The organism is Micromonospora sp. WMMA1363 (genome assembly GCF_030345795.1).
Lineage (GTDB): Bacteria > Actinomycetota > Actinomycetes > Mycobacteriales > Micromonosporaceae > Micromonospora.
Genome location: NZ_JAUALB010000001.1, coordinates 1,143,824 through 1,167,458, shown reverse-complemented (window position 1 = coordinate 1,167,458; position 23,635 = coordinate 1,143,824). Strand labels below are relative to the sequence as shown.

The following is a 23,635-nucleotide window of genomic DNA, read 5'->3' as shown; positions in this document are numbered from 1 at the left end:
CCGGACCGGCCACCCCCAGGTTTTCACTGTGTTCGACCCGACGGTGTGTGTCCGACAAACGCGGACATCACCCACCGCCACCTCCGTCCCCGCACGCCGCGTCGGCACGTCGACGGACCGCAGGGCGGTGCGCCGGACGTGGACCGGCGCCGACGACCACGAACCGGCCGGGCCGCGCAGCTCACCGACGTGACAGCGCCCCGTGTGGGCGTGGTCGAAAAGACGGCCCACGACCGCGGTCAGCGGCCGGCCCGTTCGTCGACTGACCGAAACCCGCGTCGAACAGCGACGATGCGCAGCACGACGTCGACCGGATTCGATCGGAAACGGGTCGGTGGAAGTTCCACCACGGACCGGCCCGGCGGTGTCCTTTCCGACAGATCCGGCGGGTTGTCGAACCAGTGGATAGCGGCGTGGCCGGGCCGACCGATACGCTCAACTGCCGAGTGGAGTCGTTCACCGCCGATCAATCATCTTCGCTCTGGGCCGACATGACGGATATTCGCTGGTCAGCAGCACCGGAAGGCAGGCTGGAGTGGTCCGAGAAGGGGAGCCGGCGACCGAAATCGCCTATCGCGCGGACAACAAGCGACTCGCGTTCGAGGTCTCGGGGGCACCCGACGGGCACCCCGTCTTCCTCATGCACGGCACACCGGGCAGCCGCAAGGGGCCGAGACCGCGGGGCATCGTCCTGTACCGACTCGGGGTGAAACTGATCACCTACGACCGCCCCGGCTACGGCGACTCGGACCGGTTCGAGGGCCGCGACGTGGCCGACGCGGCCCGCGACGTCGAGGTCATCGCCGACACCCTGGACCTGCCCCGGTTCGCGGTCGCCGGCCGCTCCGGTGGTGGGCCGCACGCCCTGGCCTGCGCCGCGGACCCCGCGCTGCGGCACCGGATCACCCGGGTGGCGGCGCTGGTCGGGTTCGCTCCCTCCGACGCACCGGAGCTGGACTGGTTCGGTGGGATGAACGACGACAACGTCAACGGCTTCGGCGCCGGCCGCTCCGACACCGCCGCCCTGGTGGAGGAGATCCGCCGCCGGGCACAGCGGGCCAGCGAGGACCCACGGCGGCTGCTCGAGGACATCACGGCGCAGATGACCACGGCCGACCGACGGGTGATTCGTGATCCGGCGCTACGCCGGATGCTCGCCGACACCTTCGAGAACGCACTCCGCGCCGGCCCGTACGGGTGGATCGACGACGTGCTCGCGCTGCGCCGGGACTGGAAATTCGACCTCGGGCTGATCGACACCTCGGTGACAAAGGTGACGCTCTGGCACGGCGCCGAGGACACCTTCGCCCCGGTCAGCCACACGCGGTGGATGGCCTCCCGCATCCCGGGGCGGAGCTGGAGGTGCAGGCCGGTGCGGCGCACTTCGACGCGATGGAGGCGCTGCCGCGCATCCTGCGCTGGCTCACCGTCGACGACGCGGCGGCGGCGAGCCAGGATGTCCTGATCGGGGCGCGCACTGGTCAGTAAGGATGCGGGTCGACCACCCGGCGCACGTACCGCCCCTCCCGCAGGTTCACCACGCTCCGGTGATGCTGGCCGATCCGGTTGGCCAGCCGGTCGGCCAACCGCATCCGCTCGATGCTGCCGGCGCCACCGGTGCCGGTCTGCTCGGCGAGCGCCAGGTTACCGCGGCCGCGCAGGGTGTCCGGGTGATCCTCGCCGAGGGCCTCGCGCAGCCGGCGGACGACGACGCGTAGCTGCTCCCGCCCGGCCTCCAGCTCACCGTGCAGGATCGTGAAGACAGCGAGGTTACCGGCGACCGCCATGGTCAACGGATGGGTCTCGCCCAGCGCGGCGGTCACCGCCGTCGCCGTCGCCGCCGCGATCTCCCGGGCCGTTGCCACCTCCCCGGCGTCCCACAACGCCACGGTGAGATTGTTGCGGCACGCCAGCACGTACGGGTGGCCCTCCCCGAAGACCCGCACCAACTGCTCCTCGGTCTCGGTCAGTTCGAGCCGGGCCCGCTCCCCCTCCCCCGCCAGCATCAGGTTCGCCGCCCGGGACAACCGACTGAACACGGTGTCCGGGTTCGACGGGCCGAACCCGGCCAGCAGTTGCTCGTACACGTCGTCGAGCAGCCGTGCCGCCTCGGCCGTCCCACCGGTGCTGCGCAGCGATGCGGCGAGGTTCATCTGGGCGGTGAGCACGTCGCGGGACTGGTCGCCGAAGAGGTCGCGGTACCCGGCGACCACGGTCTGCACCAGCGCCACCGACCCCTCGTAGTCACCGGCCTCCCGCAGGTCGCGGGCCAGGTTGTTGGCGGTGAGCAGGGTACGCGGATGCCCCGGGCCGAGCACCACCCGCAGCCGACGGTAGGTGGCCTCGTCGCTGTCGAGCGCCCGTTTGAAGTCCCCCATCAGCCGGTACGAGGCGGCCAGGTTGTTCGCGGCGGTAAGCGTGCGGCGGTGATCCTCGCCGAACACGTCGACCGAGGCGGCGTACGTACGCAGGTCCCGTTCCAGCGCCTCGGAGTAACGGCCGATGGCCCGCAGGTCGCCGCTGTAGCCGCCGGCGGTCATCAGCGTGTACGGATGGCTGGATCCGATCAGCTTCTCCTGGGCGCTGAGGGTCTCCTCGTCGAGGCGGCGGGCGTCGTCGAACCGACCGAGGCCGCGCAGCAGATTGGCCCGGTTGAACCGGAGATACAGCAGCTGTACCTGCAGTGCCCGGCGCTCGGCCGTGTCCGGGGCAAGCTGGTCGAGCAGCCGCATCCAGGCGGCGTCGACCTGCTCGGCATACCGGCAGCCCTGCGCGTAACCACCGTTGAAGTAAATGTAGCGGATCCGGTCGATGACGAGCTGGCGCACCTCGTCGTCGGGCGAGGAGAGCGCGTCCGCGCCGTCGAGGTGCGGCCAGAGCAGGCGGAGGCGCGCCTGGGCGGCCGGATCCTCCACCTCGCCAGAGGGACGGGAGCCGGCGAGAATGCGGTGCACGTCGTGCTTCACGCCGGCCAGTTCCTCGGGGGTCATCCGAGCCCGCAGCGCCACCTGGAGCAGCCGGTGCACCTGCACCTGCTGCGCGTGCAGGTCGACCTTGACCAGGGCGAGCCGGTTGACGCGCTGCACCAGCGCGGCGGCGATGTCCCGCTCCGAGACCCGGTCGGCGACCCGGGCGGCGACCACCGGGTCGTGGGCGGCGACAACCTTGGCGACCTGGTCGCTGTACAGCAGCTCGAGGGAGATCTCCGGGGCGAGCACGGACGCGAGTTGCAACAGGCGGTACGCGCCCGCCGAGCCCTCCCGCAGCCGCTGCAGGGAGAAGTCCCAGATGTCCTCGGCGGGGCCGGTGCGCTCCAGACCGGCCAGGTAGTCGGGGACCGGGGTGCCGGTGTCCGCCAGCCACGCACCGGCCATCGCGACGAAGATCGGCACGTTTTCCACCGCGTCGGCGACCTGCTCGGCCTCGGCGACGGTAATCGACCGCTCGCCGACGCGGGCCCTCAGGTGCGCGACGCTCTCCGCCCGTTGGAACGCCTCCACGTCCAGTGCCCGGGCCAGGTCACCCCAGTCCGGGTTGCGGGTGGTGACGAGTACGTGCCCGACGCCCTGCGGAAGATAGTCACGGACGTGCTCGTACTGGTCGACGTTGTCGAAGACCAGCAGCCACTGCTCCGACGGACCCCCGTCGGGGCGGCGCTCGGGGCGGCCGAGCCGCTGCCGCACGGCCCGGGTCATCTCCGGGACGGTGGGCTGACGGGGCAGGCCGAGCTCGGCGCCGAGATCGGCGATCCGCTCGTCGACGAACTGCGGCGGGTCGGCGTGGATCCACCAGACGATGTCGTACGCGCCGCGGAAACGGTGCGCGTACTCGACGGCGAGCTGGGTCTTGCCGATGCCCGGCCCACCGCACAGCGCCACCGGGATGCCCGTACTCCCGGCGGCCCTCAGCTCCTCACGGAGCCGGCCCAGCAGCTCCTCCCGGCCGGTGAAGCGAAGGTTGCGGCTGGGCGGGTTGAACACCGCCGCCCGGGTACCCGGGTAGCGGGCGGTGCGCACCAAGGGCCGCCCGTGGCCGGGCGGTGGGGCCGCCCCGAGCAGCTGCACCAGCCGGTCGACGGCCTCGTCGGCGGACAGTTCGTGCAGCGACACCCAACTGCCGATCGGCGTGTCCGGCGAGGGCGTGCTGCTGTCCACGTACACGGTCAGCGCCGCGCCGGCCCGGCGCCGGTCCGCCTGCTCACCGTGCGCCGCCCGCTCGGCCCGGGAGACCAGGGTGACCTCGCGGGTTACGGTGCCCGGCCGCCGCGGCGGCGGGTCTCCCACCGCCGCCGTGACCACCCGCAGGTCGACGGCGGTGAGGACAGCCTGCACCCACTCCGCCCACGCGGTGTCCGCGGGGACGTGCCGAAGCACGATCAGCTCGTCGGCGACAGCGGGCTTGCGTTCGAAGCGAGCGACCGTGCCGCGGCGTAGCGTCTCGTCCATCCGGGGCAACGTAGTGATCCGCCGGCCGGTGACATGGCTGGTCAGCGTCTCGTACGCGGACAGCAGGGTGGTGCGGCTGCCCGGAATGTCGCCGAAGGTGGCGAGGGTCTCCTCGTACGCGTAGTAGGCCCGGTAGGGCACCTCGACGGTGAGCCAGTACTCCCGCCGCTCGGCGTCGGTCATGCCGCCCGGCAGGCCGGCGAAACGCTGCATCGCCATCGCCCGGCCGGCGTCCGCCTTGCCCTTCTCCCCCTCGTCCACCCGCATCGGCACCGGCAGCACCCGCCGCGCCCGGCGCCCCTCGTAGCCGCGGACCCGGTCGGCGACCGTGGCGGCCCCGTCGATGCCCTGGTCGCTCAGGGTGAAGCAGTCGACCAGCACGTCCGGCAGGTGGATGGTGCAGATCTCGGCGACGTCGCTGATACCGGTGCGACTGTCGACCAACGTCCAGTCGTAGTGGCGTTTCATGTCCTCACGCAGCGCGTCGAAGAAGAGCGCCCCGCCCAGCCGGTTGTAGAAGTTGTCCCAGTTCAGGCCGGTGACGGCGCTGGCGTAGTCGGGGTTGTGCCGGCCAGCGAGCAACAGGTCGAGGCCACCCCCGCCGGGAAACTCCCAGGCGATGGAGAAGGCGTACTTCTGCACCTTGGCCAGATGGCGGTGCCAATCGCTGGGTCGGGACTCCACCGTCTCGGGCTGGTCAGCCTCCCTCGCCTTCCGGCGGCGCTCCAGGTTCGCCCACTCGTACTCGACGATCAGGTCCATCACGCCACCGGTGGAAGCGACCTGCTCGGGGTCGAGGAACGGCGCGAAGAACCGGTGCAGCCCGGGAGACTCGAGGTCCCAGTCGGCGACAAGGACCCGCTGGCCGTTCGCGGCGAGGATCCAGGCGGTGTTCGCCAGGGCCATCGTGCGTCCGGTGCCACCCTTGTACGAGTAGAAGGTGACGACCTGACCGTCGCGCTGAGATGTCATCGGTCTTCCCCTCGCCGCCACTGGTCGGATAGATGGGTCGGGCGCAGACTCGGCCGGGGGGCGCCCGGGCCGTCCTGCGGGTAGATCGGGCCGTGCCGGAGGAACTGCTTACGCGCCTCGATCACCAGCAACGGCGCGCCGCGTTCGAACTCGTCGACACCGCGCACCGGCCGTACCTCCGGAAAAGGTGCGTCGCGGAGCACGGCGCCGATCTCGTCGGCGGTCGTTCCGGGGCCGGCGACGACCAGCGGCACCACCCAGCGCGGCAGTCCGACCACCGCGTCCCGGACGGCCGCCACGCCCAGACCGGCGTCGATCAGCAGAATGGTGGGGCTGTCCGGGGCGCGATCCCGGGCACCGGCGAACTCGACGACCCGGGTCGGCAGTCCCAGCCGTTGGGCGGTGGCGGCCACGTAGTCGGCGATGGTCAGCACGTGCCGGCCGGCGAAGGGCCGCCACCGCCGCCCGTCGGCGGTGGCGAGCGTGGTCACGACCAGCGCCGGGTCCCCCCGGTCCTCGACCGGGACGGCGCCCACCGGGGCGGCGCGGGAGCGGTGCAGCGGTGCGGTCTCGGTGACCGCGATGATCCGCTCGGCGATCGCGCTGAGCACCAGGTCGTACTGCCGTCGGTAGGCGCTGAGCTTGCACAGCGCCCGCAGCCCGTTCTCCGCGTACTCGGCGGGCCCACCGACCGGTCCCAGCGCCTCGGCCATCTCGCGGCGGTCGTCCCACGGCGGGAAGGGAATCCACAGCACCGGCAGGATGTGCCGGTCGGCCTCGCCCGGCCGCAGCCGGCCCAGGCGGGACCGGAAGGCGGCTCGCTCGCCGACCGCCCAGGAGTTGCTGAAGTAGTTCGGCGAGTACAGCGGGACGAAGACATGGGTGCGGCTGAGCGCGTCGGTCAGCGTCTCCTTCAAATCGGCGCCGGGGGCAACGAGCCCGTCGAAGAACCCGATGTCGAGAGCGTCGCCGCGTCGCGCGCCACGCTGCACAGCCGCGTGCAGGTCCTGGAAGAATCGGGTGACCCAGTAGTCGGTGTCCGGCCGGGCCGCCGCCGACAGCGGCACCGAGTGGGCGTAGCTGAGAAAGAAGTACGTCTCCCGGCCGGTGCGGGACGGCGTGGCGTCAATCCAGCTCATCCCCGGCCTCCTCGAATTTCTCGCCGAGCTCCTCGATGTCCGACACGTACGGCTCGACCCAGTGCGTGTCCACCGCGCGCACCACCCGCTGCGCCAGCCGCCACACCACCGCGTCGTACGCGTCCTTGCCGTTGCTGCCCAAGCTGAGCAGGCCGTAGATGCCTTCCTGCTGGTACTGCGGTGCGATGTCCGGTGGCAGCCCGGTCGGCGAGAACATCTGCCGGCGGCGGATCGCCTCCGGCAGGCGACGACGACCCATCACCGACCAGTTCACCGGGACGATCGGCCGCTCCCCCGCGGTGGCCCGCGCTTCGGGGCGCCGCACCTGCCGACGGCGCGCGAAAGCGTTCCACTCCCGGGCGCACCACACGCTGCGCAGGTACTGCGGGGAGATCAGCGGGATGAAGACCTGGCAGTGCCCGGCGGCGAAGGCCAGGTCGTCGGCCCACACCTGGCCGCCGTCGAGGACCCGGTCGAAGAAGCCGGCGGTGCCACCCGCCGGCAGCCCCAGCAGCTCCGACACGTGGTCGGACAGGTCGACATAGAGCTGGAAGACCTTCCGGTTGGTGTCCCGCGGCGGCTCGGCGGGCCGCTGCTTGGCTCGGGCGTAACTGAGAAAGAACACGGGGGCACGCGGGTCCACCCGGAACTCTTCCTCGGTCACCCGCCGCTCCCGTCCGAAGGGGACACCACCACGCGACTACAATATCGACAGCTACAAAACCCCGGTCGCGTTCGATGCCGGCTCATCCAACCGCCGGCGAAGTCGACGGCGGCCCGCACCGGCAACAGCCGCGCGGTTCCGGTGCCCACCGGTCCGCGCCGCACCCACAGGCGATCGTCCAACGCCGCGCCGATGCGCGGGAAGTCGGAGTCGTCGAGGTCGAGCGCAAAAAAGTCACGCCGGACGGGCCGGCCCTCGGTGTCCCGGACGTAGCAGCGGTACGGACGCACGGCGGCAGGGCGGGCCAGGCGGTACTCGGCGAGGTGGAAGGCGGTGCACTTCGCGTAGCCGACGCCGACCAGCAGCACCCGGGCGTCGGCGGCGTACAGGGCACCCAGCGGGGACCGCTCACCCAGGTGGCATTCCAGGTCGTGCACGGCGGTCAGGGCGGCGGCGGCCGGGCCGAGCGCGGCGAACGACGTCTGCGGGTGCCGGCTGCGCACCGTCCCGGGCAGCCGTCGCACGTGCTCGGCCAACGCGCCCATGCCCTCCGCCGGGCTGTGGTCGGGGTCGAACGGCGGGATGCGTGCCTCCATGCCGGTCGCCTCCGCAGTGCTCAGACCGGCGGTGGCGGCCCGGAAGGCCGGCGACGTGTTCGAATTCCCGGCGGTCTGGGTCGGCACCACCACCGTCCCGTCGCCGAGCACGTCGCGCAGGGCGGCGAGGACGGTCGCCGGGCCACCGGCGACCGGCCCGATCCGGCGTATCGACGCGTGCACCAACACCGTCGCGCCGGCCGGCAGGCCCAACGCCCGCAGGTCGGCGGCCAGGAGGTCGCGGCCGACGGTCATCTCCAGCGGTCAACCGTGGCGCGCATCCGGGTGGCGAACCGCTCTCCCGCCGGTGTCAGCACGCCGAGCCCGAGCAGCGCGTCAAGCGCGCCGTCGGTCCAGTCGCGGTAGCGGCGGTGGTGGGCTGCGGCCTCCGGGCCCGGTCGCCGGCGCCACACGTCGGCGACCGCGAGATGGGCGTAGGTGCCGTGCAGCACGCCCTCCACCGGGCGCGGGTCGTCCCGCCAGGGCACGGTCAGCAGCCGGGCGTCCCGGCGATCGACCAGTTCGCAGACGTCGAGCACCCCGTCGAGCTTGACATGCTGCACCTCGTGGACGAGCAGCACGACGAGGGCGGTGTCGTCGGGCACCGCGGTGACGGCCACCGCGCCAAAGGCGGAGGCGGCGGCGGCGCTGCGCTGTCGGCCGCGCCGGTCCCGGCGTAACGGGACGACCGCGCGCAGCAGGGCCCGCACCCCGGGGGCGTACGCCGCCACCTCGGTGTCGACCCGCCGGAGGGCCGCGGTGAGCTGTCCGCCCAAGCGCGCGGCGGAGTCGGCGGGCAGCCGCGGCGCCACCACCAGGTCCTGGTAGCAGTCCCGGTACGGGTCGGTGTCCTCGATCAGCACGCCGTGGCCGTCGAGCCAGCGCGCCGGGCGCCAGCCCGGCGCGGGGTCGTCAGGCCGGACGGGGACCGTCCGCCCGTCCACGCGCGCCACGAATCCACCGCCCACCGGGGACAGCGTGACCGGGCCGGACACCCCCGGCAGGGCCAGGGCGCCGAGGGTGGGGAGGCTGAGCACTCCGTCGCGGACCGGCACGACGAGGTCGACGGCGGCGCGGGCGCGCACCGCCGCCGCGGCGGCCACCGAGGCGAGGTGACCGAGGTCGGCCAGCGCCGGAATCTCGAGGCACCGGTGCGCCCACCGACGGACGAACGGGTGGGCCAGCACCTCCCGCACCGCCGCCGGCGCGGTGACGTCCAGCTCGACCAGCCGGTCCCAGGCCGCGGCGGCGACCGGATGCCCGGCCACCGCCGGGCTCAGGGCGACCAACAGCGCCCGTGTCTTCGCCAGATGGACGGCGGCGAGCTGGCGCACCGAGGCATCTGTCCCGCGCCCGGTACCGAGATCGTCGAGCACCGCCGGGTCCAGCGCGTCGGGACCGGCGCCGTTCTCCACCGTCCGGACGACCGGCCTGTCGGCGGATGACGGGCCCGACGCCGGCGGCATGGCGGGGTCCGGACCAGCCGGCCCCGGCAGCGCCGACGTTTCCGGAGGCGCGGATGCTCGACTCGATGTCGCCGCCGGCGTGGCATCCGGCCCGGCCGCCGACGACGGTGCCGGGAGCGGGTCGCGGGTAACCCCGCGGATCAGTCGGGCCAGGTCCACGCAGTAGGCCGACGGGTTGTCGAAGCCGGCGCCGGTGCGGTATCGGTGGGCGAAGAGGCCGCCGCCGCACTGGCGCACGACCGGGCATCCCCGGCACGTGGCGCACAGCCCGTCGAGCCCCGCCTGCCGGACGGCGATCATCGGGTGGACGGCGACCGCGTCGACCGGGTGGGTGAACACGTCCAGCCCGGTCGCCGGCGCCCCATCGTACGCGGACTTGAGCGAGTCGACCTGCTGGTAGCTGCCGTCGGTCTCGATCACGGCCAGGTCGACGGCCGCGAGCCCGACCGCCTCGGTGCGGGTGGTGCCACCGGCGGCGGTGGCGAGCAGCGAGTCCAGCAGTCTGATCGGCACCGGACGCCCGTCGGCGGTCCAGGCCCGGTGCACCGCGAGCAGCCAGTCGGCGTACGGGGTGGCGCCCGCCGGGCGCGGCGGGGGACGATCCCAGTTGGCATGCGGCAGGAGGAAGTCGATGTGCGGCGGTTCCTCGGCCAGCAGCGCCCGGTAGACGGTGCCGGGGTCGTTGTCGATGTCGACCGTGCAGAGCAGCCCGGCATAGCTCGGCCGGTACTCCGGGCGGCGCAGCAGCGCAAGCGCCCGCAGCACCTTGCCGTGGCTGCTCACGCCACTCGCATAGCGGCGGTGCCGGTCGTTGGCGGCCCGGTCGCCGTCGAGGGAGACACCGACCGCGACGCCGTGCGTGACGAGCACCTCGGCGATCTCCTCGGTGAGCAGCACACCGTTGGACTGCATGCGCAGATCCAGCCGCGTCACCGGGTCGAGCCGCCGCCGCAGCTCGGCGGCGGTGGCGGCGAGCGCGGCCGCCCCGGCGAGCAGCGGCTCACCGCCGTGCAGCACCACCCGTACGGCGTCCAGCCGGTGCGCCGTCGCGTGCTCCGCGATGCGCTGGGCGGCGGCTGTCACGGTCGCGGAAGCCATCGTGCGCGGCTGCCGGCGCCAGGACTGGTCAGGGTGCTCGTAGACGTAGCAGTGGTCGCAGGACAGATCGCACCGGCTGACGATCTTCAGAACGTACTGGCTCAGGGTCGTGGCCGGCGCGGACCGCCCAGGCGTCGCGTTCGTCGCGGGCTCACCGGCGTCAGATCGAAGAGCCGAAGGCGGCAACATCGACACGGGCCGGCCGGTCCCCGGTGCGGGTGTCAGGCAGCGCCACGGTGCGGGCGCGAGAGAGCGGGATCTTGCCAAGCGGAGTATGCCGGAGATCGGCCAGCGGAGCGATGGCCATCGGCCGGCCTGCGTTGCGATCCACGTGAGTCCCCCCATCGGACTTGTGGGTCAGCGGAGCCACCCGAACGGCAGCTCTGACAGCTATCGATGATTCTACAACACGCCGAGTAGCCTCAGCGGTGCGGTATGCCATCTTCTTCAAGCGTTCTGGCAGTCCATGCCTCATTGGACAGTGCGATCAGCCGTTCCGCCTCGGCGACGACCGCGTCGTCGTCTGTCCAACCGCCCCGGTCCCGCCGGGCCCGGCGTAGCCGGGCGAGCTGGTCCGCGGTGCGGGCATACTCGATCTGGTGCTGCTCGTACTGCTGGGCCGCGCCGTACCCGACGACGGCCGTCGTGACCGTGGCGACAACGCCCACCCAGGCGGCGAAGCTAAGCCCGTCGCCGAGCACACCGACCGCGGCGGAGAGCAGCGCGCCGACGACGGTCAGCCCGGTCGTCGCCGCCCGGATCCGGCGCATGGCGGCAGCCATCCGCCGGGCCTCCGGCAGGTAGTACCGTTCGACCTGACGCCCCACCCGCAACACAAGGTAGGACTCGACGTCCGACACCGCCGGCAGCGGTCGGGCCGGCGGCGCGACATCGACGGTGCGCCCAACCAGGTCACCGGCCTCGTCCAGAACCGCGTCGACGCGGCTCAGCAGGACCGCGTCGCGGTCCGCCCCCCGGTACGGGGTCACGCCGGCCAGCCGGCGGTGCACCTCGGCCTTGAGTGACTCGGCGACCGCCCGCAGCCGCGTCCACACCTGCACCGGCTCGCGGCCGGCGGACCGGGCCGCCAGCGGTACCAGGCCCAGCGCGGCGCCGGCGACGATCGCCAGCGCCCGGCTCGCCGCCAGGTGCACCGCCGCGAGTTGGGCGGCAGCGGTGCCGGCGACAGCGGCGACCACGGTCAGGCCGGCGACCAGGCGCCGGCCCCGGACGATCCGCCGACGGACCGTGTCTGCCGCCGCGGACCAGATTCCCTGCTGCTGCCAGACCGCCTCGAGCGCGGCCTGCGGATCGACGGTCGACACTCTCGCATGGTAAGTCACCCCGTCGTGCGCGCCCGGCTGTCGCGATGCCGCCGGTGCGAGCCGGGCACCCGGTCAGCGCCTGGCGAGCGGGAGGAAACCCCAGGTCACCATCCATCGGGCCGCCGACGTGGACGCCGACGGCCCGGCGGATCCGCTTTAGACGGACGAGTCGTTCCTAGAGGGTACGGGCGAGTCGTTCGGCCAGGATCCGGGTGAACCGCGACGGGTCCGCCAGGTCACCGCCCTCGGCGAGTAACGCCATCCCGTACAACAGCTCCGCGGTCTCTGTCAGCGACTCCTCGGTGCCGCCCTGCTCGCGGGCCTTGCGCAGGCCGCTGACCAGCGGGTGGCTCGGGTTCAGCTCCAGGATCCGCTTGACCTGCGGCACCTCGTTGCCCATCGCCCGGTACATCTTCTCCAGGGTGGGCGTGAGGTCGTGGGCGTCGCCGACGACACAGGCCGGGGAGGTGGTGAGCCGGGACGACAGGCGGACCTCCTTGACCTGGTCGGCGAGCGCGCCCCCCAGCCAGGTGAGCAGGTCGGCGTATTCGGTGCGCTGCCGCTCCCGCTCGGCCTCGGCCGCCTCCTTCTCCTCCTCGGTGTCGAGGTCGACCTGGCCCTTGGCGATCGAGCGCAGGGTCTTGCCGTCGTACTGGCCGACCCGCTCCACCCAGACCTCGTCGACCGGGTCGGTGAACAGCAGCACCTCGTAGCCCTTGGCGCGGAACGCCTCCATGTGTGGGGAGTTCTCGATGGTGGCGCGGTTCTCGCCGGTGGCGTAGTAGATGTCCGCCTGCCCGTCCTTCATCCGGCTGACGTAGCCAGCGAGGTCGGTCGGCTCGGCCGCGTCGTGGGTGGAGGCCACGGACACGATCTCCAGCAGGGTGTCCCGGTTCTCCGTGTCGTCGACCAGGCCCTCCTTGACCGCGGCGCCGAACTCGGTCCAGAAGGTGCGGTACCGCTCCGGCTGGTTGGCCTTGAGGTCCTTCACCGTGGCGAGAACCTTCTTCACCAGGCGGCGGCGGACGACCTGGATCTGCCGGTCCTGCTGGAGGATCTCCCGGGAGATGTTCAGTGACAGGTCGTGTGCGTCCACCACGCCCTTGACGAAACGCAGGTAGGGCGGCATCAACGCCTCGCAGTCGTCCATGATGAAGACGCGCTTGACGAAGAGCTGCACCCCGCGGCGGCCCTGCGGGGAGAAGAGGTCCAGCGGGGCATGCGACGGTAGGAAGAGCAGCGCCTCGTACTCGAAGGTGCCCTCGCCCCGCATGTGCACGACCTCGAGCGGGTCCGCCCAGTCATGGCTGACGTGCTTGTAGAACTCGTGGTACTCGGCCGGCTCGACCTCGTCGCGGGACCGCGCCCACAGTGCCTTCATCGAGTTGAGGGTCTGCACCTCGGTGGTGGGCTCGCCGCCGTCGGTGCCCGGCCGCTCGACGGCCATCCGGATGGGGTGGGCGATGAAGTCGGAGTATCGCTTGACGATCTGCCGGATGGTCCACTCGGCGGTGTAGTCGTGCAGGTTGTCCTCGGTGTCGGCCGGCTTGAGGTGCAGGGTGACGGCCGTGCCCTGCGGCGCGTCCGATACCGGCGCGATCGTGTAGGTGCCCTCGCCGGTCGACTCCCACCGAGTACCGACACTCTCCCCCGCCCGGCGGGTGACCAGTTCCACCCGATCGGCGACCATGAAGGCGGCGTAGAAGCCAACCCCGAACTGGCCGATCAGTTCCTGGGACACGCCGGCGTCGGTCGACTCGCGCAGCTTGCGCAACAGCTCGGCGGTACCGGACTTGGCGATCGTGCCGATCACCTCGACGACCTCGTCGCGGGACATGCCGACGCCGTTGTCCCGCACGGTCAGGGTGCGCGCCGTCCGGTCGACCTCGATCGCGACGTGCAGGTCGGAGGTGTCGACCTGGAGGTCCTTGTCGACCAGCGACGCCAGGCGCAGCTTGTCCAGCGCGTCCGAGGCGTTCGAGATCAGCTCCCGCAGGAAGACATCCTTGTTCGAGTAGATCGAGTGGACCATCAGCTGGAGTAGCTGACGCGCCTCGGCCTGAAACTCCAACGTCTCGGTGCTCACACCGTGTCCTTTCGTCCGTGCCGCCCACAAAGTCGTTCGCCGAAAGAATACGAGCACCCACGGAGGGCGATCCGGCCGGCGTCCGTGGTTCCGGCCGTAAGGCTGGCGACGCCTTCTCCACGACATCCCGCGCCGGGACCACCAGTACGCCGCCGGTGTCCCCGGGGTCCGGCCGGCCCGCCTGCCGGAGCGACGCGCCACCACCGGTCGAGACGGCGGGACGGCGGCGCCGGTCGGACCCGTCACGGACCGTCCGCGGGCATAGGGAGCTACCTGATATAGCAGCTGTTCTTCATACTTATCGTGCAATCGTGTCTTACCGCCTACAGGCTGTGAATTCCTCTCATACGATGTGTCGGATGGACCCACGGGACAACACACCTACCTGCCCGTCCGGTCGTACCGCGACGGGCTCGCTGGAGAGAGGATCCGGCCGAGATGTCTGACCGCACCACGGCGCGGCAACCCGCTGCCCGCACCTCGGATCCGCGCCCGCCCGTCCCAGACGGCGGTTCGCCACTGGCGTGTTCGGGCTGACCGGGGTGGTCACCCTGATCGCGGTGGGAGCCGGACCGGCGACGGCCGGCGGGCGGGGCACCGACTTGAGGACTCAGACCCAGGTCAGCGCGGGCACGCTCGCCGCCGACGACAGCGGCCGCGCACCGGCATGGGACTCCGGTCAGCCACGCGACGGGACCGACGGACCGGCCGGCACGAGAACCGAACCCAGGACCACGACGGTGCCTTGCGACGCGGACCGTCTGGTCGCGGCGATCGACCGCGCCAACCGTACCGGCGGCGGCCTCCTCAGACTGGCCTCGAACTGTGCCTACGCCCTCACCGACCACCGGCGCGGCAGCGGGCTTCCGCCGATCACCCAGTCGGTCACCGTCGTCGGTGACCGGACGACGGTCGCCCGGGCACCAGGCACCGAACCGTTCCGCATCGCCACGGTCGCCGCCGGCGGCCGACTCACCCTCGACGGCCTCACCCTGCGCGGCGGCCACTCCGCGCCCGACACCGATGGCGGGGCACTCCTCGTCAGGCCCGGTGGCACCGCCACCGTCACCCACAGCGCCATCGTCGACAACACCGGCGGGCGAGACGGCGGCGGCATCGCCAATCTCGGCAAGGTCACCATCAAGAACTCGGCCATCGCGCGCAACGACGCCGAGCGTCTCGGCGGCGGTCTCCACAACACCAACTCCGCGACGGTGACCACGTCGCGCATCGCCGACAACACCACCACCACGGACGGCGGCGCCGGGATCGCCAGCATCGCCGGGGAACTGCTGGTGCACGACAGCACCATCTCCGGCAACAGCACGGCACTCACCGGCGCCGCCGGGATCGGTATCGGCCCCGGCTCCGCCGCCACCGTCACCCACTCGCGCATCACCGACAACACCGCCGCCGAAGAGGGCGGCGGACTATTCACCATCGGATCCCGGGTCACCCTGCGTCACGTGGTCGTCGCGCGCAACCACGCCAACATCCACGGTGGCGGGCTCTACCTGATCGACGACAGTGAGATCCTGATCGACGACAGCGTGATCGCGGACAACACCGCCGAGGGCGACGGCGGCGGATTCCACAACGACAGCGGCACCGTCACGGCCCGCCGAACCTTCGTCAAAGCCAACCGGGCGGTCGGTGCGGACTCCCGGGCCGGCGGCGTCTACAACACCGGCGACGGAGACGTCACCCTGGTCAAGAGCAGGGTGACGCGCAACGTGTCCACGCTGCGCCCCGGCGGCATTCTCAACGACGCGGGCGAGGTGACCCTCGACCGCACGCGGGTCGCCGACAACCGGCCCACCAACTGCCGCAACGTGCCCGGTTGCTAGCTCTGGGAGACTCACCCCGACGCCCGGGCGGGGTGACACCATGCCGGATCGGCCAGGGAAGGGTCCCGCGCGCCACGCTGGGTGTCGACGAGGGACCCTTCCTTCCTAACGCGTCAGGCGGGTAGGCCGCCAACCTGGGTGTTGATCCAGGATCGGATCGACGACAGGTCGCCGTAGATGGACGGGCCGGTGGCGCAGATCGCGTTGTTGTTGCCCGAGCGGCTGGTGGCGCCGATCAGGTTCCACACCCCGTCGATCATGCGCACCTGCGGGCCGCCGGAGTCGCCGTAGCAGGCACCGGAGTTACCGCCCGTGTTGTTGGTGCAGATCTCGTACGGGCCGTTGATGCCGATGCAACTGCCGTCCGACACGATCGAGGTGTCCAGTTCGTGCGCGGTGGTCGGCGCGGAGCCGCAGCCCCGGAACGGGCAGGTCAGACCCCAGCCGATGATTCGGGTGGCGGTGCCGACCGCGCCGGAGGTGGTCGGGATCGGTGCCGGGGCGTACCCAACCGAGCTGGACAGTTGCAGCAGTTTGACGTCGATCGTGGGGTGGCTGACCGACCGACTCACCCCGACCACCGTGCCGCCGCTGGTGCGGTTGACACTGCCGACGCGGACCGCCCAAGGCGTCGGGCAGTGCCGGGCGGTGACCACCCAGTTCGCTTTGATCAACGTGCCCGTGCAGCCGGAGGTGTAGACCAGCCACGGGTAGTTCTCGGTGGCCGGCCGGCCACCGACCACGAACGGCGTGACCGAGCTGTTCCAGTCCTGGGCGGTCTGGTCGAGGTTGGCGCGGAACTCGCCGGCCCGGCTCGCGTCGTCGAAGACGGTACGTGCGGCGGCCGGAGCACCGGTGGCGACCTGCACCCCGGCCGCCGCGAGCGCCGCCGCCAGCACGGCTCCGGCCGTACGCAAGAGTTGTCGTCTGAACATCTCTCTCCCCTGGTCATCGGCGGCATCGCCGCCATCCATCGATATATGTGAATATTAGATCGACCACCACAGATGTCCGACATACCGGAAGCGTCATATCGTCTGCTGTCTATGTCCAAAGACGGTCGGCCCAGCGTCCCACCCATGCCGCGTCACCACGGGCAGCCGTTACCCGGGCGTTACGGCACGGTGAAGCTGCTGTGGCGGACGCGCTCCACCGTGGATCCGGGCCCGGGCGACACCGGACCGTGCACACCCCGTCCACCGGCGACACCGGACCGTCGGCTCCCGGCGGACCCGCCAGGGGGAAAGCCACGAACGGCAGGAGGAGACAGATGCGGATCGGAAGAGGACTCATGGTGCTGGCGATAGTCGTCGCCGGCGCGGGCGCCGCCGCGACCACCGGTGCGCCGACCAGCGCGATGGCCACCGGGTCGCCCTACTGCGGGATCACCTGGGGCAGCGGGACGAAGGCCGCCGAATCACTGAGCACCGCCCCGCTGGTCGACGTGCGGACCGGCCGACACAGCTGCTTCGATCGGGTGGTCTTCGAGTTCACCGGCCCGGTGACCGGCTACACGGTCACCTACGGCGAGACGTGGACCGGAGGCGAGGGGCTGGCGCTGTCGCCGTACACCGCCGGGGGCGAGCTGCTGCGGGTCTCGCTGCAGGCACCGGCGCACGACGACGGCTACGTCGCCACCGTTCCCTACCGGGTCGGCGAGCACACTGCCAACGTGCTGCGCTACCAGACGCTGCGGGACGTCGTGTTCGGTGGCAGCTACGAGGGTTACACCACCTTCGCGGTCGGGGTGCGCGCGCGGCTGCCGTTCCGGGTGTTCACCCTGGCCGGCCCCGGTACCCACAGCCGGATCGTGCTCGACGTCGCGCACCAGTGGCAGGAGTGACCACGGCGGCGGGTCCGGCGCCGGACGGGTGCTGGACATCGACCGTTTCGTCAGGCCGGCTGGCACCCGGGTGGGGGCTACGCTCACCACATGGAAGGCCGGGTGCTGGTCGTCGAGGACGATACCGCCATCCGTGAGGTCACCGCCCTCGGTCTGCGGCGCGCAGGCTTCCGGGTAGACACCGCCCAGGACGGCCGGTCGGGGCTCGCCACGTGGCGGGCCCGGCCGGTCGACCTGATCGTCCTCGACGTGATGCTGCCGGTCCTGGACGGCTTCGAGGTGTGTCGGGAGATCCGGCGGACCAGCCAGGTGCCGATCCTGATGCTCACCGCGCGCACGGACACCATCGACGTGGTCGTCGGGCTCGAATGCGGCGCCGACGACTACCTGCGCAAGCCGTTCGACCTGCCAGAGTTGGTCGCCCGGGTGCGCTCGGTGCTGCGCCGGGCCGCCGCCCTGCCCGCGCCGACCACGATCACGGTCGGCGGGCTGGAGATCGACCCAGCCAGCTTCGTGGCCCGCAAACAGGGGCGGGAGATCGCGTTGACGGCCACCGAGTTCCGGCTGCTGCTGGAACTCGCCCGTCGACCCGGTCAGGTCTTCTCCCGGGAACTGCTGCTGGAGCGGGTGTGGAACCACGACTTCCTCGGTGACTCCCGGCTGGTCGACGTGGCGGTGCAGCGGCTGCGGGCCAAGGTCGAAGACGACCCGGCCGATCCCGGACTGATCCGGACAGTCCGCGGCGTCGGCTACAAGCTGTCACCGGCATGAGGGAGGTGCACGGTGCGGACAGCGGACCCGCTCGTTCCCGGTCGCCTGCGCCGACGGCTGACGGTGGCGTTCGTCCTCGTCGCCGGGGTCTCCGCCGGGCTCCTCGCCGGCGGGTCGTACGCGCTGCTGCGGCAGGTTCGCTTCGACGCCTCGGTCCAGCAGGCCGCAGCCGACGCCCGCTACCAGTTGGTGCTCGCGGGACAGTTCGTGCCGCTGACCGGGCAGCGCCGCGGTGAGCTGCTGACCAGCTTCGAGGGCAGCGGCCGGCACGTGCTGCTCGTCGACGGCGGGACGTACCCGTCGAACCCGGCGTACGCGCCACCGCTGAGCGCGCAGCTGCGCGCGACCGTGGCCGCCGGGCAGCTCGGCTACGAGCGGTCGACACCACAAGCCCGGCCCCGGCTGCTGCTGGTCGGTGGTCGCGTCCCCGGCTCCACCGCCGAGCTGTACGTGGTCACCGTCGAGGACGAGATCGCGGCCGACCTCGACCAACTCCGCACGGCGCTGCTGGTCGGCTGGGCGCTGGTCGTAATGCTCGCCGCCGCGGTGGGACACGTCCTCGCCCGCCGCACCCTCGACCCGGTGGGCCGGGCCAGCCGGGCCGCCCGCGCGCTCACCGAGGGGCTGCTCGCCACCCGGCTGCCGGTACACGGCCGGGACGAGTTCAGCGTGTGGGCGGCCTCGTTCAACGAGATGGCCGAAGCGTTGCAGACCAAGATCGAGGCGTTGTCCCGGGCGCAGGACCGGGAGCGGCGGTTCACCGCCGACGTCACGCACGAACTGCGTACCCCCGTGACCGCGCTGGTGGCCGCGGCCTCGCTGCTGCGCCAGCATCTGGAACAGCTACCGGGCGACGCCCGACGCGCCGGGGAGCTGCTGGTCACCGACGTGGTCCGGCTACGCCGGCTGGTGGAGGACCTGATCGAGATCTCCCGCCTGGACGCGGGACGGGAGTCGCTCACCGTGTCCATGGTCGACCCGGCCGCGCTGCTGCGGTCCATCCTGCGGGCGCGGGGATGGTCGGAGCGGGTGGTCGTCGACGCGGCACCGGTCGACCTGCGTACCGACCCCCGCCGCCTGGAACGGGTCCTCGCGAACCTCGTCGCCAACGCGGTCGAACACGGTGGCGGCCAAGTGCGGGTAACCGCCCGACCGACCGACTCGGAGGTCGTCTTCGACGTCACCGACGAGGGCCCGGGCATCCCCGCCGAGCATCTGTCCCGGCTCTTCGACCGCTTCTACAAGGTAGATCCGTCCCGGTCCGTCCGGGGCAGCGGGCTCGGCCTGGCGATCGCGGGGGAGAACGCCCGCCTGCTCGGCGGTCGGCTCGATGTGCGGAGCACACCTGGCGACGGAACCCGCTTCCGGCTCACCCTTCCCGCCGGCCCGGAGTCACCGCTCACCACCCGCCCGGCGACGCCGCGCCACACCGCCGAACCACCACGCGACACCGGCCCGGCGGCCGAGCCACACACCCTGCCGCTGAGCCGAGACGCACCGACCGATGCCATCAGCCACGAACCGGGTGCCCGACCGCCGGACGGTGCGCGATGAGACGAGGCACACGCACGGTGATCGTCGCCGTCCTGCTCGCGGTGGGCGGGTGCGCCGAGTCCCGGTCGGGCTCGCTCGGGCCGGCGCCTACCGCGCCGCCGACCGCGCCCGGCGCCACCACGCCGTCGCGCACGAGCCCGAGCCAGCCGCCGCCCACCGAACCCGATCCGGTCGCCACGGCGTCGGCACCGATCGGCCGGGCCGCCCCGACAGGCACCGTCACCATCGAGCTGTGGTACGCCCGGGACGGCCGGATCGCCCCGACCCGGCGGACCCGTCCGGCGACAGTCGCGACGTCCCGCCTGGCACTGACCGAACTGGCCACCGGACCAACGGCGGCGGAGGCCGGCACCGGACTGACGACGCTGGTGCCGGCGGGCGTCGAGGTCACCCGAATCGCCGACGGGACGGCGGTGCTTCCGGCGGTGCCGGCGACCGACGGGTCAGCCGCGGTACGGCTGCGCGAGGCGCAGGTGGTCTGGACGCTCACCCAGTTCCCCACCGTGCGGCGGGTCCGCCTCGGCACCGCCGACCCGGTCGACCGTGCCGACTACGTCGACCTGCTGCCGCCGATCGTGGTGACCACCCCCGTCATCGGCACGCCGGTCACCAGCCCGGTGACGGTCACCGGCACTGCCGACGCGTACGAGGCGACGGTCAGCGTCCGCGTCCTCGACGGCGCACGCCGCGAGATCGCCACCACGTTCACCACCGCCGCCTGCGGCTCCGGCTGCCGGGGTGACTACCGGGTCGCGGTGAACTACCGGGTGGACCGCGAGCAGGCCGGCACCGTCGAGGTGTACGAGGTGTCCGCGAAGGACGGCTCGCGCACCCACACCGTCGCCGTGCCGGTGCTGCTCACCCCGAGCCGCTGAACCGGCCTCCCGGCACACTCACCGGGACACGCAGATCGAGGGCAGCGACCGTTCACCGCGAACGTAGTCGGCCACGCGCCGCCGCCGACCGGTTCGTCACCGGCCGGCGTCCCGGACGGCGGGTCAGCCCTTCACACAGACCACCTGCCTGAGGTGCGCCACCACCTCGACCAGGTCCTCCTGCTGCGCCAGCACCTCGGTGATGTCCTTGTACGCGGCCGGGATCTCGTCCACCACCCCGGCGTCCTTGCGACACTCCACACCGGCGGTCTGCGCGGCCAGATCCGCCGTGCCGTACGTCCGCTTCGCCTGCGCCCGCGACATCCGCCGCCCCGCACCGTGCGACGCCGAGTGGTAGGCGTCCGGGTTCCCCCGGCCGCGCACGATGTACGAGCCGGTCCCCATCGACCCCGGGATGATGCCCAGCTCTCCCCGGCCCGCCCGGATCGCCCCCTTCCGGGTGACCAGCAGGTCGACGCCGTCGTACGTCTCCTCCGCCACGTAGTTGTGGTGGCAGCTCACCGGCTCGTCGAACCGTACGTGCGCGAAGCGTTCCCGGACGACCTCGCAGAGCACGGCGAGCATGACCGCGCGGTTGCGCCGCGCGTACTCCTGCGCCCACCACAGATCCCGGCGGTAGGCGTCCATCTCCGGGGTGCCGACGAGGAACACCGCCAGGTCCCGGTCGGGCAGGTCGGCGTTGTGCGGCAGGTGCCGCGCCACCGCGACATGCCCGCTCGGCCAGTTCCTTGCCGATGTTGCGGGACCCCGAGTGCAGCATCAGCCACACCCGGCCGGCGTCGGTGCCGCCCTGCTCCAGGCAGACCTCGATGAAGTGGTTGCCGCCGCCGAGGGTGCCCAGCTGCCGCCGGGCCCGGGTCTCCAACGGGGCCACCCGCCGGTCCAGCTCACCGAACCGCCGCCAGAAGTCGTCCCAGCCGCGCTGCTCCAGCCCGCGGACGCGCCGCGGGTCAACCGGCGTGTCCCGCTGGGCGAAACCCACCGGGATCGCCGACTCGACGGCGGACCGCAGGCCGGCCAGATCGTCCGGCAGGTCGTCGGCGGTGAGCGAGGTACGGACAGCGGACATGCCGCAGCCAATGTCGACGCCGACCGCGGCCGGCGACACCGCCTGCCGCATGGCGATGACCGAGCCGACCGTGGCACCCTTGCCGAAGTGGACGTCGGGCATCACGGCAACCCCCTCGACCCACCGCAGCGCGCCAATGTTGCGCAGCTGCCGGGCCGCCTGCGGTTCGATGCCGTAGGGGTCGGTCCAGACCCGGACCGGGGCCCGGGTGCCCGCGAGCGGGGTGAAACCCATCGTTGTCTCCTCGTGTCGGTGGTGGTCGGGCCCCTGCCGGGCCGGACGGCGGAGCGGCTGGCCGGGTTCACCCCGGCCAGCCTCGTGGTGGCTGCCCGCCACCCTGGGGCGCGCTACAACCGCGTACGCGCCCCGCCGCCGGCGTCGACAGGCAGGCCGGAGGTACCACCATGCGAACCACACCGTCACCATCGCCGGTGACCCGCTACCGCTGAGTTTGCCCAGCTCACAGGGATCGGGTGGCGGCCGATGACTGCGCCGCGGCGCTCGGACCGCCGGTGCGGCCCGCTGACGCGAGACTCGGGTCGTTCCAGCTCCCGGCACCCTGCGACCGCGCGGTCGCTCGGGGAGATCAGTGCGGTGGGCGCTTGGCGGAGCTACTCGGCTACTCGTGCCATGAGATTCGGCCGTTCTCGATCGTCGAGGTTCCCGGGGAACTTGAGCTCGCCCGAGGCGTACGCAAGGCAGCGATCGGTCAACTCCTCCGCCATCCCGGTCTGCTCGGCCAGGAAGCGGATCCATTCGGGTAGCACTGCGACGAGTTCGGCGGCGAAGTCGTCCTGGTAGTAATCGCAAAGGTGCAGCACCGTTGCCGCGACCTTGTGCGGCGAGCAGAGCGGATACAGCCTGGGGTGATCACGCTGGAACCAGGAATCGGCCAACTCCGCAGCGAGATCGTCAGCCCCCGCCGGACCTTCGCCCGAGCCGTCGCCGGCCGGCCGGTCGTGGTAGCCGATCCGCCGCAGCCGTTGGGCGAACCCTTCACTCGCCTCCTGCACCGTCAGCCCTCCGCAAGCCCGCCCGCGCACCCCGCGCGCCGCCTCCCGGGCGGCTCGGCCGAGCCGCCGACTGCGCAGGAACTCGGAGTACTGCTCCTGGCTCTCACCGCCGATCCGGAATTGCTCGACCTCGCCGCCCAGAAGGGCACCGAGCGTTTCCGCGTCGTCCACCGCCGTCAGGGTCGCCTCAGCTGCCGCGTGACCAACTGACTCCGACCAAGCGGCCAACGCGGACTCGGCCGAGGGATAGAAGCCGCTGTACACGGTGGCGATCTCGTACCCGCAGGTGTCCACGTCCCACAGATACCACCGGTCCCGGCCGCCTACCGAGGCGAACGGTGCCACCACCGCCCAGCGGCTGCCGTAGGCATCATGCCCCCACAGCACCTCACCGGTCAGGGCCCGCCCCCGTGCCACCTTTCCTGCCGCCCGGCCGTCGACATGTCCGGCGACCAGATCGCGAGCGAACGCACACAGCGGCGGCGGCACCACGCCGGCGACGACGGTCAGCAGTCGCTGCAGAACAGCGACGTCAGCGCCGGACTCCACCGCCTCGTGCAGCCGCTCATCGATCGCTGATAGCAGCGCCCCGGCGAGGTCTTCCGGGTTGACCAGGTCTTCCAGTCGACCACCGTCGAACTGCCCCATCGCCGCGCCGTAGCGAATGCAGAAGTCATCCTCAAGGCCGTCATCGGACAACCCTGGGGCGCCCGCGATCAGAGCGTCCACCATCAGGCGGGCCGTGTCCGCGGCCAGCGCTGCACGATGCTCGGTGACGCTCCGACGGAAGCCGAACAGTTCGGTGACTGCGTCGACTTGGGCAACCCTGTCAGGCATCAGGGTCACCGGCT

General features: G+C 72.0%; 14 protein-coding genes and 2 pseudogenes. 6 read left to right on the top strand and 10 right to left on the bottom strand.

Features of this window, described 5'->3' with window-relative positions:
* The first annotated feature begins 535 nt into the window (after positions 1-535).
* A pseudogene (locus tag QTQ03_RS05325) lies at positions 536-1,488 on the top strand (alpha/beta fold hydrolase).
* Here the strand turns inward: QTQ03_RS05325 and fxsT are convergent.
* The 7 genes from fxsT to htpG form a co-directional block, all read right to left on the bottom strand.
* Positions 1,482-5,417, bottom strand: a complete 3,936-nt coding sequence (gene fxsT, locus QTQ03_RS05320; protein ID WP_289276994.1) for an FxSxx-COOH system tetratricopeptide repeat protein — start codon at positions 5,415-5,417, stop codon at positions 1,482-1,484. The pseudogene QTQ03_RS05325 and the gene fxsT sit on opposite strands and share 7 nt — an antisense overlap.
* Complete coding sequence (locus QTQ03_RS05315; protein WP_289276993.1) at positions 5,414-6,556, bottom strand: TIR-like protein FxsC; 1,143 nt, start codon at positions 6,554-6,556, stop codon at positions 5,414-5,416. Before QTQ03_RS05315 ends, fxsT begins: the two co-directional genes overlap by 4 nt.
* Positions 6,543-7,220: a TIR-like protein FxsC gene (locus tag QTQ03_RS05310; RefSeq protein ID WP_289276992.1), complete on the bottom strand. Its 678-nt coding sequence runs from the start codon at positions 7,218-7,220 to the stop codon at positions 6,543-6,545. Before QTQ03_RS05310 ends, QTQ03_RS05315 begins: the two co-directional genes overlap by 14 nt.
* A complete protein-coding gene (locus tag QTQ03_RS05305; RefSeq protein WP_289276991.1) occupies positions 7,217-8,071 on the bottom strand; it encodes an AAC(3) family N-acetyltransferase in 855 nt (284 codons plus the stop codon). The genes QTQ03_RS05310 and QTQ03_RS05305 overlap by 4 nt, the downstream gene beginning before the upstream one ends.
* Positions 8,068-10,569, bottom strand: coding sequence for an FxsB family cyclophane-forming radical SAM/SPASM peptide maturase (locus tag QTQ03_RS05300; protein ID WP_289280687.1), 2,502 nt, complete (start codon positions 10,567-10,569; stop codon positions 8,068-8,070). The genes QTQ03_RS05305 and QTQ03_RS05300 overlap by 4 nt, the downstream gene beginning before the upstream one ends.
* 233 nt (positions 10,570-10,802) lie before the next feature.
* Entirely contained in the window at positions 10,803-11,705 is a 903-nt protein-coding gene (locus tag QTQ03_RS05295) for a DUF4231 domain-containing protein (protein WP_289276990.1), read from the bottom strand.
* Positions 11,706-11,880: 175 nt separating this feature from the next.
* Positions 11,881-13,791, bottom strand: a complete 1,911-nt coding sequence (htpG, locus tag QTQ03_RS05290) for a molecular chaperone HtpG (RefSeq protein ID WP_289276989.1) — start codon at positions 13,789-13,791, stop codon at positions 11,881-11,883.
* A 524-nt stretch (positions 13,792-14,315) separates the two neighbouring features.
* On the opposite strand from htpG, the gene QTQ03_RS05285 reads away from it, so the two are divergent.
* Positions 14,316-15,638 (top strand): right-handed parallel beta-helix repeat-containing protein, encoded by a 1,323-nt coding sequence (locus QTQ03_RS05285; RefSeq protein ID WP_289276988.1) that lies wholly within the window; start codon positions 14,316-14,318, stop codon positions 15,636-15,638.
* A 113-nt stretch (positions 15,639-15,751) separates the two neighbouring features.
* Here the strand turns inward: QTQ03_RS05285 and QTQ03_RS05280 are convergent, their stop codons facing one another.
* Entirely contained in the window at positions 15,752-16,573 is an 822-nt protein-coding gene (locus QTQ03_RS05280) for a S1 family peptidase (RefSeq protein ID WP_289276987.1), read from the bottom strand.
* A 335-nt stretch (positions 16,574-16,908) separates the two neighbouring features.
* On the opposite strand from QTQ03_RS05280, the gene QTQ03_RS05275 reads away from it, so the two are divergent.
* From QTQ03_RS05275 to QTQ03_RS05260, 4 genes are all read left to right on the top strand, one after another.
* Positions 16,909-17,481 (top strand): AMIN-like domain-containing (lipo)protein, encoded by a 573-nt coding sequence (locus tag QTQ03_RS05275; protein WP_289276986.1) that lies wholly within the window; start codon positions 16,909-16,911, stop codon positions 17,479-17,481.
* A gap of 90 nt (positions 17,482-17,571) precedes the next feature.
* Entirely contained in the window at positions 17,572-18,252 is a 681-nt protein-coding gene (locus QTQ03_RS05270; protein ID WP_289276985.1) for a response regulator, read from the top strand.
* A 12-nt stretch (positions 18,253-18,264) separates the two neighbouring features.
* Positions 18,265-19,806 carry an ATP-binding protein gene (locus tag QTQ03_RS05265; RefSeq protein WP_289276984.1) on the top strand — a complete coding sequence of 514 codons (1,542 nt, stop codon included), beginning with the start codon at positions 18,265-18,267 and terminating at the stop codon, positions 19,804-19,806.
* Positions 19,803-20,681: a Gmad2 immunoglobulin-like domain-containing protein gene (locus QTQ03_RS05260; RefSeq protein WP_289276983.1), complete on the top strand. Its 879-nt coding sequence runs from the start codon at positions 19,803-19,805 to the stop codon at positions 20,679-20,681. The genes QTQ03_RS05265 and QTQ03_RS05260 overlap by 4 nt, the downstream gene beginning before the upstream one ends.
* Before the next feature lie 123 nt (positions 20,682-20,804).
* On the opposite strand, the pseudogene QTQ03_RS05255 reads toward QTQ03_RS05260, so the two are convergent.
* Positions 20,805-22,005, bottom strand: a pseudogene (locus QTQ03_RS05255) (RtcB family protein).
* Between the two features lie 377 nt (positions 22,006-22,382).
* The gene (locus QTQ03_RS05250) at positions 22,383-23,621 is read right to left on the bottom strand and encodes a hypothetical protein (protein ID WP_289276982.1); all 1,239 of its coding nucleotides are present in this window, start codon (positions 23,619-23,621) and stop codon (positions 22,383-22,385) included.
* Positions 23,622-23,635: the final 14 nt, after the last annotated feature.